We start from the raw sequence: 15,174 nt of genomic DNA, 5'->3' as shown, positions 1-15,174 counted from the left end.
GTTGCGCAGCAACCGTCTCGAAACCAAGGCCCCCTCAACCAGCGGGCCTACCCGGCGCTGACTGTCGGTGCCGTGCGTCAAGATGGGCGACATGGCCGCACTCGACCGATTCAGCGAGGCGACCCGCGCCTGGTTCGGCGCGGCGTTCGCCGAGCCGACGCCCGCCCAGGAAGGTGCCTGGGAGGCGATCGGTGCCGGCCGCAACGCGCTGGTGGTCGCGCCGACCGGCTCCGGCAAGACCCTGGCCGCGTTCCTGTGGTCGATCGACCGGCTGATCTCGACGCCTGCGCCCGCCGACAAGCTCGCGCGCTGCCGGGTCCTCTACGTCTCCCCGCTGAAGGCGCTGGCGGTCGACGTCGAGCGCAACCTGCGCTCGCCCCTGACCGGCATCCGTCACACCGCCGACCGGCTGGGCGCGCCGGTGCCCGACGTCCGGGTCGGCGTCCGGTCGGGTGACACCCCTGCCGGCGAGCGCCGCAAGCTGGCGACCACACCTCCGGACATCATGATCACCACGCCGGAGTCACTGTTCCTGATGCTGACCTCGCAGGCGCGCGACGCGGTGCGCGGGATCGAGACCGTGATCGTCGACGAGGTGCACGCGGTCGCCGGGACCAAGCGCGGCGCCCACCTCGGGATCACCCTCGAGCGGCTGGACGCGCTGCTGCCCAAGCCGGCGCAGCGGATCGGGCTGTCGGCGACCGTGCGGCCGCTGGAGGAGGTGGCCAGGTTCCTCGGCGGTACGGCGCCGGTCGACATCGTGGCGCCACCGTCAGAGAAGCGCTGGGACCTGAAGGTCGTGGTGCCGGTCGAGGACATGACGGCGCTCGGCGGCGACTTCGAGGACGACGCCCGCAGCTCCTCGATCTGGCCCCATGTCGAGGAGCACGTCGTCGACCTGATCGAGCAGCATCGCTCGACGATCGTGTTCGCCAACTCCCGCCGTACCTCCGAGCGGCTGACCGCCCGACTCAACGAGATCGCCGCCGAGCGGGCCGGCGAGGCCGTCGACCGCGCGGTCGAGTCGCCGGCCGAGATCATGGCCCAGTCCGGCGCGTCGTACGCCGCGCCGGCGGTGATCGCGAAGGCCCATCACGGGTCGGTCTCCAAGGAGCAGCGTTCGATCATCGAGGACGACCTCAAGCGCGGCCGGCTGCCGTGCGTGGTCGCGACCTCTAGCCTCGAGCTCGGCATCGACATGGGCGCGGTCGACCTGGTGATCCAGATCGAGTCGCCGCCGAGCGTCGCCAGTGCCCTGCAGCGCGTGGGCCGGGCCGGCCACCAGGTCGGCGAGGTGTCGCGCGGGGTGCTGTTCCCCAAGCACCGCGGCGACCTAGCCCAGACCGCGGTCGCCGTCGACCGGATGCGCAACGGCGCGATCGAGTCGCTGCGGGTGCCGACCAACCCGCTCGACGTACTCGCCCAACAGGTCGTCGCCGCCACCGCGCTCGACGCGTGGCCGGTCGATGAGCTGTTCGAGCTGGTCCGCCGGAGCGCGTCGTTCACCCAGCTGCCGCGAAGCGCCTTCGACGCCACCCTCGACCTGCTGAGCGGCCGCTACCCGTCCGACGAGTTCGCCGAGCTCCGCCCCCGCATCGTGTGGGACCGGGTGAGTGGCACCCTCACCGGCCGGCCCGGCGCCCAGCGGCTGGCGGTGACCAGCGGCGGGACGATCCCCGACCGTGGACTCTTTGGTGTCTTCCTGGTCGGCGGCTCCGGTCCGGGGCGCCGGGTCGGCGAGCTCGACGAGGAGATGGTCTACGAGTCGCGGGTCGGCGACGTGTTCGCGCTCGGCGCCACCAGCTGGCGGATCGAGGACATCACCCACGACCGGGTGCTGGTGACGCCTGCGCCCGGCATCCCCGCGCGGCTGCCGTTCTGGAAGGGCGACACCCTGGGCCGCCCCGCAGAGCTCGGCGAGGCCATCGGGACCTTCACCCGCGAGCTGGTCGCGCTGCCCCAGGCCGAGGCCGAGCAGCGGGTCCGGGCCGACGGCCTCGACGAGTACGCCGCGGCCAACCTGGTCACCTACCTCCACGAGCAGCGCGAGGCCACCAACCTGCTGCCGAGCGACCGCACCCTGCTCGTCGAGCGGTTCCGCGACGAGCTCGGCGACTGGCGGCTGGTGGTCCACTCGCCGTACGGCACGCCCGTGCATGCGCCGTGGGCGCTGGCGATCAACACCCGGCTGCGCGAGCGGTACGGCGTCGACGGCCAGGCCATCGCCTCCGACGACGGGATCGTGATCCGGATCCCCGACACCGACGCCGACCCGCCCGGCGGCGACGCCATCGTGTTCGACCCCGAGGAGATCGAGGAGATCGTCACCAGCGAGGTCGGTGGGTCGGCGCTGTTCGCCTCCCGGTTCCGCGAGTGCGCGGCCCGCGCGCTGCTGCTACCCCGCCGCGATCCGGGGCGCCGTTCGCCGCTGTGGCAGCAGCGCCAGCGCTCCGCCCAGCTGCTCGAGGTCGCGGCCCGGTACCCGTCGTTCCCGATCGTCCTCGAGGCGGTGCGCGAGTGCCTACAGGACGTCTACGACCTGCCGTCGCTGACCGGGCTGATGCGCAGGGTCGAGCGGCGCGAGGTGCGGGTGGTCGACGTGGCCACTCCACAGCCGTCGCCGTTCGCGCGCAGCCTGCTGTTCGGGTACGTCGCCCAGTTCGTCTACGAGGGCGACTCCCCCATCGCCGAGCGCCGGGCCGCCGCGCTCACCCTCGACCAGGGCCTGCTCGCCGAGCTGCTCGGCCGCGCGGAGCTGCGCGAGCTGCTCGACCCCGCGGTGCTCACCGAGGTCGAGGCCGAGCTGCAACGGCTGGCGCCCGACCGACGCGTGCGCGACGCCGAAGGTGTCGCCGACCTGCTCCGCCTTCTCGGTCCGCTGACCACCGACGAGGTCCAGGCGCGCTGTCTCGACGGAAGCGACGCGGCTGCCTGGCTGACCGCCCTCGCCGACGTACGACGCGCGGTCGAGGTCCGGATAGCCGGCGCCGACCACTGGGTCGCCGTCGAGGACATCGGCCGGCTCCGCGACGGGCTCGGCACTCCCGTCCCGCCCGGCACTCCCGAGGCGTTCACCGATCCGGTCGAGGACCCGCTCGGCGACCTGGTCGCGCGGTTCGCGCGCACCCACGGCCCGTTCACCACCGACGACGTGGCCACCCGGCTCGGGCTGGGCGCGGCCGTGGTCCGGCACACCCTGCAGCGGCTCGCCGCGCAGGGACGGGTCCTGGACGGCGAGTTCCGCCCGGCCGGCTCCGGCAGCGAGTGGTGCGACGCCGAGGTGTTGCGCAAGCTGCGCCGCCGCTCGCTGGCCCGGCTGCGCAAGGAGGTGGAGCCGGTGCCGGCCGCGGCGCTGGCGCGGTTCCTCCCCGCCTGGCAGCAGGTGACGACGAACCGAGGTGGCCTGCGCGGCGTCGACGGCGTACTCACCGCGATCGAGCAGCTCGCGGGCTGCCCGGTGCCGGCCTCGGCGCTGGAGCCACTGGTGCTGGCCGCCCGGGTCCGCGACTACGAGCCGGCGATGCTCGACGAGCTGACCGCGACCGGCGAGGCGGTCTGGGCCGGCCACGCCTCGCTGCCCGGCACCGACGGCTGGGTCTCGCTCCACCTCGCCGACCAGGCCGAGCTGACCATGCCCGAGCCGCAGGAATTCGAGCACTCCGAGCTCCACCAGGCGATCCTCGACGCGCTCGCGCCCGGAGGCGCCTGGTTCTTCCGCCAGCTCGCGGACGCGGTCGGGTCGACCTCGGACCGCGAGCTGGCCGACGCCCTGTGGGAGCTGGTCTGGGCGTCCCGGGTCAGCAACGACACGTTGGCCCCGCTGCGTGCGCTCACCCGCGCCGGCGGCACTGCCCACCGCACCCGCCGGCCACCGCCGCGGACCCGCGGCGTCCGAGGGCCGTCCCGCGGTGTCGGCAGGGCTGCGATGCCCTCGCGGACGGGCCCGCCCGAGACAGCCGGCCGCTGGTCGCTGCTTCCTGAGGTGGACGCCGACCCGACCCGCCGGGCCCACGCCGCGGCCGAGGCCCTCCTCGACCGGCACGGCATCGTCACCCGCGGCGGCGTGGTCAGTGAGCGACTGCCGGGCGGGTTCGCAGCCGTCTACAAGGTGCTGTCGGCCTTCGAGGACTCGGGCCGGTGCCGGCGTGGCTACTTCGTCGAGGGACTGGGAGCGGCGCAGTTCGGCACAGCCGGCGCGATCGACCGGCTGCGCACCTTCGCCGAGCCCCCGCCCGACGCCAAGCCGGTCGCGGTGACGCTGGCAGCGACCGACCCGGCCAACCCCTTCGGTGCCGCGCTGCCCTGGCCGGACCGGGCCACGGCAGGAGCAGACGGCGACGGCGCGGGACACCGCCCCGGTCGCAAGGCCGGCGCCCTGGTGGTGCTGATCGACGGCGAGCTGACGCTGTACGTCGAGCGCGGCGGCCGCACGCTGCTGACGTTCACCGACGACTCCGACCATCTCGTCCCGGCAGCAACGGCCCTGGCCGACGCGGTCCGCCGGGGCGAGCTCGGCCGGCTGACGGTGGAGAAGGCCGACGGCGAGCAGCTGCTCGGGGCGGGCTCCACTCCACTGCGGGTGGCGCTGCAGGCGGCCGGCTTCGTCGCCACCCCCAAAGGACTGCGGATCCGTGCCTGAGGGCGACACCGTCTGGCGGACGGCCCGAGTACTCGACCGCGCGCTCGCCGGCCAGGTGCTCACCAAAACGGACTTCCGGGTACCCGACCTGGCGACCGCCGACCTCGCTGGCGCCACCGTCGTCGGCACCACCACCCGCGGCAAGCACCTGCTCACCCGGATCGACGGCGACCATCTGTGGACCCTGCACACCCACCTCAAGATGGAGGGGATGTGGCAGGTCTACGCCAAGGGCGACCGCTGGCGCCGGCCGGCCCATCAGGCCCGCGTCGTACTCACCACCGCGGTCCGCCAGGCGGTCGGGTTCTCGCTCGGCATCGTCGAGCTCCTCCCCCGCGAGCGCGAACCCGACGCGGTGGCCCACCTCGGCCCCGATCTGCTCGGGCCGGACTGGGACCAGGCCGAGGCGGTACGCCGGCTCCGGGCGCACCCGGACCGGCCGATCGCCGAGGCGCTGCTGGACCAGACCTGCCTGGCCGGCATCGGCAACCTCTACCGCAGCGAGCTGTGCTTCACCAGCGGCGTACATCCAGCCACGCCGGTCGCCGCCGTACCCGAGCTGGAGCGGATGGTGCATCGGGCCAAGGCGATGCTGGAGGCCAACAAGGAGCGAGCCGAGCAGACCACGACCGGTGACCTGCGGCGCGGCCGCCGTACCTGGGTCTACCGCCGCGAGCGGCAGCCGTGCCTGCGGTGCGACACCACCGTGGAGGTCACCATGACCGGCGAGCCCGGCCGCGAGCGGGCGACATACTGGTGCCCGGCCTGCCAGCCGGCACCCTGACTGCCGTCAATCGAAGGAGACGCCCATGAGCGACGATGCCGCCAAGACACTGCTACTGATCGTCGGCATCGTGATCTTGGTCCGCGCGCTGTACACCTTCGCGCTCGGTCGCGGTAGCAAAGGTCGCTCAGGCTCAGGTCTGTTCGGCTCGTGGGTGGTCTGGGCGTTCCTCGCCCTCATCGTCCTCGCCCTCCTCGCCGCCCAGTCCCGCTGACCCGGCTCGTATTCACGCACAAACACGCCGACCCGCCCCGTCTTCACGCACAAACACGCCGACCCGCCCCGTCTTCACGTAGAAACGCGTCGACCCGGCCCTTGTTAACGCGGGTTGCGTCAACAAGGGCCGGGTCGGCGTCGTCCGGCGTGAAGAAGGGCCGGGTCGGTTAGAGGCCGGGGATGGTGCCGAGGAGCGCGGCACGGTCCTCGGCGGGGATGCCGGGCCGGGCGAGTGTGGCACCCGGCTGCGGCGCGGGAACCGGCCGGCACTTCTTGTCAGAGCGGCTGCCCGCGAGCCGCTTCGGCACCTGGCCGGTGGCCAGGTAGCGCGCGACGGTGTTGTCGGTACAGGGGACGCCGCTCAGCGACCCGGAGTGCGTGGTGCCGTTGACGCCCTCGATCAGCGAGGCGGTCGGGAACAGGCGGCGCACCGCCAGGCTCCCGGAGTACGGCGTCGCCGCGTCGAAGGTCTCGCTGATCAGCAGGATCTTTGACTTCACGTTGCGACCGGTGACCTTCGTGGGCGTGCCGGCCTTGGCCTTCCAGTTCAGGCACGGCGCGTTGTACCAGGTGTTGCCCCACGTCAGGAACGGGTGCTTGGAGTGCTGGCGCCACGCGTCACGCTCCCAGCGGTCCCAGCTCTTCGGCCACTGCACGTCGGTGCACTGGGTGGCGTTGTACATCGCGTAGCCGTTGTCGTCGCCGAGCCCGCCGCCGCCGTACATGTCGTAGACGGCCTTGCCGCCCTTGCCGCGGGCCAGCTTGGAGTACGCCAGGCCGGTCTCGACCCAGCCGTAGACGTAGTAGCCGGCACCGAGCATCGCGTCGCTGAGCTCGTCGGGACCGAGCTTGCCCTGGTACGCCGGCTTCCGGTCCAGCTTCTTGAGCAACGCGTAGTAGCCGCGCTTGATGGCGCGCCAGTCCGTGCCGAGCTTGTAGGCGTCCGGGTTCTTGGCGAGGTACTTCCAGTAACGGTCCATGTTCAGGTCGAACGCGACGTTCTGGCCGAGGTTCGCCTGATACCACACCTTGCCCGGGTTCACGTTGCCGTCGAAGACGAAACGGTCGACCCGGGTCGGGTTCTTGGTGGCGTAGACCTGGCCGAGGTAGGTGCCGTAGGAGAAGCCGTAGTAGCTGATCTTCTTGACCCCGAGAGCCTTACGGATGCTCTCCATGTCGGCGACCGAGTCCTTGGTCTTCAGGTGGTTGAGCAGCCCGATCTTCGCGACGGCCGAGCGGCCGCACGCGGCGGCGTACTTGGCGGTCTGGGTCCTCCAGTAGCGCTTGTCCGCGGCCCGGTGCGGGACGTAGTTGGGACGGTCGTCGCCACCGGGGAAGGTCTTGCTGCAGGTCAGCGCCGGCTTGGACTGGCCGACGCCGCGCGGGTCGAAACCGATCCAGTCGAAGCGGTCACCGACGCCGTTCGGGATCCAGCCACCGAGGCGGGACAGGCGTACGCCGGAGCCACCCGGGCCGCCCGGGTTGGTGAGCGCGACACCCAGGTAGTCCTCATCGGACGACTTGTGCAGGATCCGCGAGACGTAGAGCTTGATCTTCTTGCCGCCCGGATTCGCGTAATTGACCGGGACGGTCAGGTAGCCACACTTGGCGCCGGCCTCAACGAGGTCGGGGTCGGTGCACGCCTGCTACTGGATCGGCGGTGGCACGTAGCCGGCCGCGGCGGCGGTAGCCGGTGCGGCGGTGCGGGCTGGGGTGGCATCGGCCGCGATGGTGCTCGCGGTGAGGCCAAGGGTCAAAGTGACGGCCGACAAGGCGGCTGCAATGCGTTTTCAAGTCTGCTCCCTGGGCTGCTGACAAAAGCCCGGTCGGCCTGTCGTGGCGGCCGCACTTAAGTCCAGCCAGCAGGCTGGCGTATTCCGGCAATGGCAGGAACCGGCCGCGGGCTCAGGCGGCGGCGAAGTCCGGGCTGTCGGCGCGCTTGAGGGCGGGCGAGCCAATGCTCACCGGCGCCACCAGGGCGGCCTCTTCGAGCGCCACCGCATCGCTGACCTCACGGAGCACGTCGGACAGCGGCACGTCGAGCGCGGAGCAGAGCGAGTAGAGCAGCTCGGAGGAGGCTTCCTTCTGGCCGCGCTCGATCTCAGAGATGTACCCGAGGCTCACCCGGGCACCGGCGGAGAGCTGGCGCAGGGTCATGCCGCGCTGTACCCGCTGGCTGCGGAGCACGTCGCCGAGCAGCCGACGAAAAAGCACCATGGGCCCATCCTCTCCTGTGAGGTCTTGCTCTGCTTCCGACTCTGACCACGGCCAACGCTACCCGAGAGGTGTTTCTTCCCGGGCAGTGCCGGCCTGATCTGTGGACAAAGCTGCCACAAGTGTCGCCAGCGCGGCCGCGCAGGTCGAGTCTCGGATCGCTGCCCGCTGCCCCGCCAGCGTCAGCGCCTCGACCGTGGTGCCCGACGGCCCCGCGACCGCGACGTACACGGTGCCAACCGGCTTGTCCTCCTGCCGGTCCGGTCCGGCGACGCCGGTCGTGCTGACCGCGTACGTCGAGCCCAGCAGCGCGCGAGCACCCTCCGCCATCGCGGTCGCGCACTCGGCCGACACCACGCCGTACTCCGCGACGACCTCGTCGGGTACGCCGAGCAGCCGCTGCTTCACCGCGGTCGCGTAGGACACCACGCCACCGACGTACACCGCAGACGCGCCCGGCACCCCCGTCACCCGCCCCGCAAGCAGCCCACCGGTCAGCGACTCCGCGGTGGCCAGCGTCGCCCCCTCATCCTTCAGGGCTGTGATCGCAGCGGCCGCCAGCTCGTGCACAGCCGCAGAATACGCAGTCGTCCCCCTCACCGTGCGCAGTGGCACTCGGTGAGAGGGACGACCTGGTCTAGCGCGTGACCCGGATGGTGTGGGTGGCCGTGACGGGGTTGGCGGTACCGCTGCCGCTGTAGGTGACGGTGACCGTCTTGTTGCCGGTGCTGCCGAAGGTCGGCAGCGTGACGGTCGTCTGGCCTTCGGACAGCGAGGAGGTCTTGACCACCGTGCCACCGATCTTCACGGTGACCGTGCCGGTCGGCACGAGGCCGCTGGCGACGGCCTCGACCTTGAGCTTGGCCTTGGTCTCGTTCACGACCACCTTCAACGGCGAGTGGGTCAGCGTCAGCTTGGGCGTCTGCTTGACCACCTTGACCGTCTTGGTGACCTCGCCGGCCTTGGCGAAGTCGTCACCAAAGTAGCGGATCAGCACCGGCCGGTCGCCGACCTGGCCGAACGGCCCGACCACCAGCGAGCCACTGCCGTCCTCCAGGTTGACCGCGTCGACCAGCTGGCCGTTGACGTACGCCGCGACCACGCCGGTGGGCGTGAACCCGGTGGCGGTCACCGTCACCGAGACCGACGCGGTGTCCTTCTTGACCTTCAGCGTGGTCGGGGAGATCACCGCGTTGATCTGCGGCGTCGCCTTGACCACCTTGACCGTCAGCGTGGTCGACGACGGGCGGTTGTTCTCGTCGCCGACGTACTCCACCCGGAGGGAGTGGGTGCCGATGTCGAGCAGGTCCCCGGCCAGCGGTACGTCGACCGCGCCACCGGCAAGGCTGCCGGTGCCGAGCAGCGTGTCGCCCTCGTAGACGTTCACGTCACCGGTGGCCGTGGTCTCCGCCTGGACGGTCACGTGCACACCGCCGCCGGCGCCGTACACAATCTCGTCGGCGGTCGCCGTGGTCGTGGTCGTGGTCCTGGTCAGCGGCAGCCCGACGAAGGTGTCGGACGGCGTCGCCTGGACGGCGACCGTGAACCGGCCGGTCAGGTTCGACGGCGCGGTGAAGTCCACCGTGGCCGAGCCGTTGGTGACCGGCACCGTCGCCACCTTGACCGTCTCCTCGGCGTTGCGGAGGAACACGTCGATCGAGGTGTTCTCCGGGCTGCCCTGCGAGGTCAGGTTCAGCTTGTTCAGCGTGAAGTGGACCTGGTCACCGGCCGCGACATCGGCCGGGATGCCGGCACCCACCACCTGCTGGCGAGCGAAGTCCGGCGCCAGCGGCTTGTGGTCCCGGAGGTACTGGATCCACAGGTCACGGTCGACCAGGCCGGTGTCGCGCGAGGTGCCCTGGGTGAAGGCGGTGAAGTTGTCACCGCCGGTGCCCAGGAAGCTGAACGTCGACACCGTGTACGTCGCCGCCGGGTCGAGCGGCTCGCCGCCGACGACGACCGAGACGATCCGGGAGCCCCGCGGCTGCGCCGGGTCCTGGACCACCCGCACATTGTCGGACAGGCCGAGCGACAGGAACGGACGCGAGGCGCCGTCCGGCTGCCACTGCTGCTCGAGCACCGCCTTCAGCTGGGCGCCGGTCAGGTCGACGGTCCAGATGTTGTTGACGAACGGCAGTACCGCGTTGGCCTCGGCGAAGGTGACCACGCCGTCGGTGTTGGCCGGGTTGTTGGCGGTGTCGCCGGCGTACCGCAGCTCGGCTCGCAGACCGCCCGGGTTGACGATGCCGAGGTCCGCCTCGCCCATCTCGGCCGGCAGCCCGTCGCGCAGCGCGTTGGCGACCAGGTCGCCGAGCGTGGACTCCGAGGCCCGGTCGTCGCGGGTGCCGCCGGTGTACTTGCCGTTGACGTAGCTGCCGTTGAGGAACGCCGTCGTGATGTCCGCGGACACCTCGCCGACCGGCTGGTTGCCGATCTGAGCGGCGTTGGCGAGCGCCTGGTCGACGATCGTCTTGACCTGGGCCACGCGCGGGAACTGCGCGACCAGGTCGGCGTCCGGCACGGTGGTCCGGGCGACGTTGCGCGACTGGTAGGACTGCACGTCGCCGGTCTCCCGGTCGACGGTCAGCTTCACCTGGCCGACGTTGTCGCCGTACTGGCCGGTCTGGATGATCGGCCGCGACTTGCCGGGCTGACCCGGGATCGGCGCGTCCCAGGCGTAGGCCTGGTGGGTGTGACCGTTGAAGATCACGTCGACGGTCGCGACCAGGTTGGCCATGTCACCGAACTCGCCCCCCTTGGCGACCTCGGTCTCGTAGTTCGAGCCCACGCCCTGGGTGGCGCCGGCGTGGAAGGTAGCCACGATCACGTCGGCCTCGCCGTTCTCGGCGTTACCGTCGCTGAGCTCGCCCGCGACCCGGTTGACCGCCTCGGTGGCGTTGCCGAACTCGATCTCGGTGATGCCGCCGGGGCTGACCAGCGAGCCGGTCTCCTCGGTGACAGCGCCGACCACGCCGACAGTCACGCCCTGGATCTCGTAGAGCGCGTACTCCGGCAGCACCGGGTCCTGGGTGCCCTTGGCGTAGACGTTCGCGCCGAGGTAGCTCCACAGCGCGTTCCGGTCGTTCTCCGGACCGATCACGCGGTCACGCAGGTCGACCCAGCCCTTGTCGAACTCGTGGTTGCCCACCGCCGACGCGTCCAGCCCGAGGGCGTTGAACATGTCGATGGTCGGCTGGTCGCCGGCGACCGCGGAGGCGAACTCCGAGGCACCGATCAGGTCACCGGCACCCACCATCACCGTGCTGTCCTCGCCGCCTTCGGCGGTCAGCTGCTCGACGGTGCCGGCCCACTTCACGGTGTTGGCGTTGATCCGGCCGTGGAAGTCGTTGACCCCGAGCAGGTTCAGCGTCACCGGGCCGGTCGGCTCGTCGGCGTTGATGCCGACAATCTCCGGGTTGTGGTCGGACGCCGCGAACGGGCTGTCCGCGTCGAAGAACAGCGTCGCGTTGTAGTTGTGCCGGCTGTACTGGAAGGCCACCGGCTCGTTGGCGTTGATCTCCCAGATGTCGGCACCGGCCACGGTGGCCAGCGCGGCCGGGTTGGCCAGCACGTGGTCGAGCGAGCCGGACAGGCCGGAGAAGCTGTACGACGCCTCCCCTTCGGTGTCCGAGTCGATCTTGGTGAAGCCGGCGTCTGCCAGCACCTGGATCGGGTCTTCCTTGCTGTACGAGTTGAAGTCGCCCGCGAGGTAGATCTTGTCGGTGCCGCGCTCGGCCGCGAACGCGTTCGCGAACTCGACCAGCGCCGCCGCCTGCCGGGTCCGGTCGCCGTTGAACGCGCCCTGGCCGTCGCCGGTGTCGGCGTTGTCGCCGGTGCCGGAGCCGCCCTTGGACTTGAAGTGGTTGGTGACCACCGCGAACGCCTCGGAGTCCTCGGCGCCGGCCGGCTTGAACGCCTGCGCCAGCGGCTCGCGCGCGTTGGCGAACGGCGCGCTGCCGGTCAGCACCTTGGACGGGCCGACTAGGCCGACGGTCGCCGGCTTGTAGATGAACGCGTTGCGGATGACGTCCTGCTCGTCGAGCGCCGGAAGATCGGCGGCGGCCGGCGAGACGGCGTAGTCCCAGACCGCGCTGCCCGCAGCCGCGTTGAGCGCGGCGACGAGCGCGGAGAGCGCGTCGTCACGGTTGGTCTCGCCGATCAGCTTGACCGAGTTCTCGATCTCCTCCAGCGCGACGATGTCGGCGCCCAGCTTGTTGATCGCGGTGACGATCTTGGCCTGCTGCCGCTCGAAGTCCTCGGTCTGCGCGGCGCCGCGCGGACCGTTCGGGGTGCACTGGTTGTTGGCGACCGGGTTGCCGGCGCGGTCGTTGAAGTAGGTGCAGGTACCACCCGCAGCCACGAACGCCTCGCCGGTGGTGTTGAAGTAGTTCAGCACGTTGAAGGTGGCCAGGTGCAGGTCACCGGGGACGGGCTGCGGGCTGGCGTTGGCCGCCCGGGTGTCCTCGAACGTCGCCGGGCCGGCGTCGGTCGCGGTCACCTGGTGGCGCGGCTGGAGCCGCCACGCCGCGGTGCTCGCCCTGCCGGACTCGGCCCGGAAGTCGAGGATCACCGGCTCGGTCAGCGTCACCTTCGCACCGACCCGGATCGACTTGTCGGCCTTGAGGTACGGCAGTGGAATGTTCTGATTGGCGCCCCCGCCGCTCGGCAGGAAGTCGATCTTGGCGCCGTCGTCCAGCAGGACCCCACGCCTCGCGTTGTCGTCCTTGACCGCCTGCAGCTCCGGCGTACCCGGCCGTGCCACGTCCGTCGGCTGGAGCAGCGGCTTGCCGCCGGTGGCCAAGCCGATGGCCGCGGTCCGGTTGGTCTCGAACGAGTTGGTCACAACGAAGTTGTCGGTCGGCGCAAGCAGCTCGCCCTCGTGAGCCTCGCGGTCCGCCTCGGTGGTGGGGTAGGCCGCCGCCAGGGCAGTCACCGGGTCGTGAGCGTCGGCCAACTCTGTGACGCCATCGGCGGCAACGGTGATCTCGGTGGTTCCTTCGAACTCGCTGATCGGGCCGGTCACCTCGACGAGGTCGCCCGGTGCGAGGGTGTTCTCGTCGAAGGACGGGCCGAAGACGAACAGGCCGTCCGAGGCGCCCGGGGTCGCGTCGGTCGCGCCGCCGGTGCCAGGCGTCTGGATGTAGAAGCCGTTGTAGCCACCGGTCGGGTAGGTCGCGGTGACCACACCCTGGGTGGTGCCGTTCTTGCCGAGGTGCGGCGAGGCCGCGCCGGTGCCCTGGATCTCCGCGATCGTGCCCTCGAACTCCTCCGGGGGCTCGGGGTCGCCGCCCTGGCCCTGCGGGCTCGGCGCGGCCGCCACGAAGTCAGCGCCGTTCTGGTCGGTGTCCGCGCCCGCGTCGTTGCGGTTGACCGAGGCCGCCGCCGAGGGGGCAGCGGTCGGCCCGGTGCCCTCGAAGGTCACCGCGGTGCCGCCGTACCCGACGAAGTCGACCAGGCCGGCGTTGCCCGCGACGTTGCCGGTGCCGGTGAACGGCGCAGTGCCGTTGATCAGCGCGACCTGGCCGGCGGAGCCACCCATGTTGAACGCCGGGGTCGCGACCGAGTCCGGGGTCGGCAGCGCGGCGCCGGTGGCGCCGGTACCGCTCATCTGGACCAGCCAGCGGCCGCCCGCCGGGACCGTGCCGGTCAGCGCGTACGGCGTACCGCCCGAGCCGTTGGTGGCCGAGCGGTACTGGATCGACAGCCCGCTCAGCGAGATCTCGGCAGCCGTCGGGTTGTGGAGCTCGACGTAGTCGGCGTTGTAGGCGGCCCCCGAGTTGCCACCGGCGCCGTACACCTCGCTGATGACCAGGCCGGTGCCGGCCGGGTTGGCGGACGAGGACGTGAGCGAGGCGGCAAGTGGCGAAGCGACCAGTGCAGCCACGGCGAGCGCCCCGAGCGCGCGACGGTGGTGACGTGCCCGGCTGATTGCGGGGCCGTTGGCAGGGGAGGACAAAGTTTGGCGACCTTTCGGGCGATGACCAGACGCGTGACCGCGTCACGATAACCCCGAGATGGGGGTCAGGGTTGCCCCTTCTGGTGAACGACCGGTTGCGGCCAGGGTCCCTAGGTGGGTGTGACGTGGGAACACCGTCGACCGCATGTCGAGCCGGTGGACGACGGCTTCAGATCGAGGGGGTCCAAGTGACCGGATTCTCCTTGATTGTCTGCACTGTGAGGATCATGTCGCCGAAGTCTGCGCGCGCTTGAGCAAGCACGGCGGGATCGGGCAGTTCTTGGGCGTACCAGGGCGCCAGGTCTGGGGCCTCCACGAGGTAGCGGTCGCGGCCGAGGTCCGTGATCTGCCAGGTCGAGAGATTTCGAGCACGCTCTAGGTGACGACCGGTGAGGAGTTGGACGCCATGCGCGTCAGGGACGTAAGACGCAAACAAGTCGGCGCGATCCTCAAGCCGGGACCCGGTCTCGCCATCCGGCAGCGGCTGGAACTGACCGAGGTCGCCCCAAACGGAAGCCAGCGGGTATGCGATCCTGAGTACGGCAAGGTCCGCGTGCTCGGGCACCGCTCGCACGACCTCGCAAAGCGCGTCTACCCGGCGGACCCAACCGTCGGCCGCCGAGTTGTTGGGCGGCGGATCCCCAACGACATTGAAGACCCCTCGGGAGTTGGCGCCGACCCATGCTCGGGTCGCGTGCCGATGTGGCTCGTCGACGTAAGTCACGGAGGCGCTACTCACCGACTGCACTGCGTTCAGCAGAGGCGTAGCGACCTCAGTGTCGGGGGCCGCTTCGAAGGAGAACACCTGCTGGGTAAGGAACACCCGGGCGTCCGGGAGCTGTGCCCAGTCTGCGGCAAACCGGACGATCTGGTCAGTGGCGGCGTGCGGCACGTGCCAGTTTCCTGACTCCGGGTCCAGCGCCCGGGCTGCCAGGTCCATCCCATAGGCGACGAACACCGTCAGGCAGGGCGGTCCTAGTACGGTCCAGTCCGGCGGGTTCTGATATTTCGCTCCGCCCAGAGTTCCGGTGAACCCGCGGACTTCCAGCTCGGGGACGACCAGGATGGCCCACTCGTCGAGGAGTTCGGGTCGAAGCTCGTCGGCACCCACTTGGGTGGCGTACCCACCGGGGACAACGGTCAGCCCGGCTGCCTCGACCGGTAGTTCGGCGCCGTACCGCTCGACCAGCCGGTGGTTAGTGGCGTCCAAGGCGTCCCAGAACGACTCCAAGGTGCCGTCATTGGTGCGCAGGGCGACCCACGCCTCCCGTGACGGCGAATCACGCCACGCCTTCTTGATCGACGCCAACTGGACCTTCACGGATCCCGCCATTGTTCGTCTCCCGTTCCCCGATGTTGCGGCAT

General features: G+C 70.9%; 8 protein-coding genes. 3 read left to right on the top strand and 5 right to left on the bottom strand.

Annotation, left to right across the window (positions count from 1 at the left end):
* The first annotated feature begins 91 nt into the window (after positions 1 to 91).
* The 3 genes from DDV73_RS18585 to DDV73_RS18575 are packed head-to-tail and all read left to right on the top strand — an operon-like array spanning position 92 to position 5,637.
* Positions 92 to 4,639, top strand: a complete 4,548-nt coding sequence (locus DDV73_RS18585; protein WP_109508967.1) for an ATP-dependent helicase — start codon at positions 92 to 94, stop codon at positions 4,637 to 4,639.
* Entirely contained in the window at positions 4,632 to 5,423 is a 792-nt protein-coding gene (locus DDV73_RS18580; protein ID WP_109508752.1) for an Fpg/Nei family DNA glycosylase, read from the top strand. The genes DDV73_RS18585 and DDV73_RS18580 overlap by 8 nt, the downstream gene beginning before the upstream one ends.
* A gap of 25 nt (positions 5,424 to 5,448) precedes the next feature.
* Positions 5,449 to 5,637, top strand: coding sequence for a hypothetical protein (locus tag DDV73_RS18575; RefSeq protein WP_109508751.1), 189 nt, complete (start codon positions 5,449 to 5,451; stop codon positions 5,635 to 5,637).
* A gap of 169 nt (positions 5,638 to 5,806) precedes the next feature.
* On the opposite strand, the gene DDV73_RS18570 is transcribed toward DDV73_RS18575, so the two are convergent.
* The 5 genes from DDV73_RS18570 to DDV73_RS18550 all read right to left on the bottom strand — a co-directional run bounded on the left by DDV73_RS18570 (position 5,807) and on the right by DDV73_RS18550 (position 15,142).
* The gene (locus DDV73_RS18570) at positions 5,807 to 7,141 is read right to left on the bottom strand and encodes an alpha/beta hydrolase (protein WP_276310137.1); all 1,335 of its coding nucleotides are present in this window, start codon (positions 7,139 to 7,141) and stop codon (positions 5,807 to 5,809) included.
* 403 nt (positions 7,142 to 7,544) lie between these two features.
* A complete protein-coding gene (locus DDV73_RS18565) occupies positions 7,545 to 7,856 on the bottom strand; it encodes a helix-turn-helix domain-containing protein (protein WP_109508750.1) in 312 nt (103 codons plus the stop codon).
* Positions 7,857 to 7,913: 57 nt separating this feature from the next.
* Positions 7,914 to 8,423 carry a CinA family protein gene (locus DDV73_RS18560; protein WP_170126038.1) on the bottom strand — a complete coding sequence of 170 codons (510 nt, stop codon included), beginning with the start codon at positions 8,421 to 8,423 and terminating at the stop codon, positions 7,914 to 7,916.
* Positions 8,424 to 8,490: 67 nt separating this feature from the next.
* Entirely contained in the window at positions 8,491 to 13,737 is a 5,247-nt protein-coding gene (locus DDV73_RS18555) for an ExeM/NucH family extracellular endonuclease (protein ID WP_161962458.1), read from the bottom strand.
* Between the two features lie 241 nt (positions 13,738 to 13,978).
* Positions 13,979 to 15,142: a hypothetical protein gene (locus DDV73_RS18550; protein WP_109508747.1), complete on the bottom strand. Its 1,164-nt coding sequence runs from the start codon at positions 15,140 to 15,142 to the stop codon at positions 13,979 to 13,981.
* Positions 15,143 to 15,174 lie beyond the last annotated feature (32 nt).

This window comes from Nocardioides speluncae, assembly GCF_003121585.1.
GTDB classification, from domain to species: domain Bacteria; phylum Actinomycetota; class Actinomycetes; order Propionibacteriales; family Nocardioidaceae; genus Nocardioides; species Nocardioides speluncae.
The sequence above is the reverse complement of the archived record's forward strand: the minus strand, read 5'-3'. Positions and strand labels throughout refer to the sequence as shown.

Excerpts from the sequence above, each read along its gene's own strand:
- DDV73_RS18585 (WP_109508967.1), top strand. The coding sequence starts at position 92 with ATGGCCGCACTCGACCGATTCAGCGAGGCGACCCGCGCCTGGTTCGGC.
- DDV73_RS18575 (WP_109508751.1), top strand. The coding sequence starts at position 5,449 with ATGAGCGACGATGCCGCCAAGACACTGCTACTGATCGTCGGCATCGTG.
- DDV73_RS18565 (WP_109508750.1), bottom strand. The coding sequence starts at position 7,856 with ATGGTGCTTTTTCGTCGGCTGCTCGGCGACGTGCTCCGCAGCCAGCGG.
- DDV73_RS18550 (WP_109508747.1), bottom strand. The coding sequence starts at position 15,142 with ATGGCGGGATCCGTGAAGGTCCAGTTGGCGTCGATCAAGAAGGCGTGG.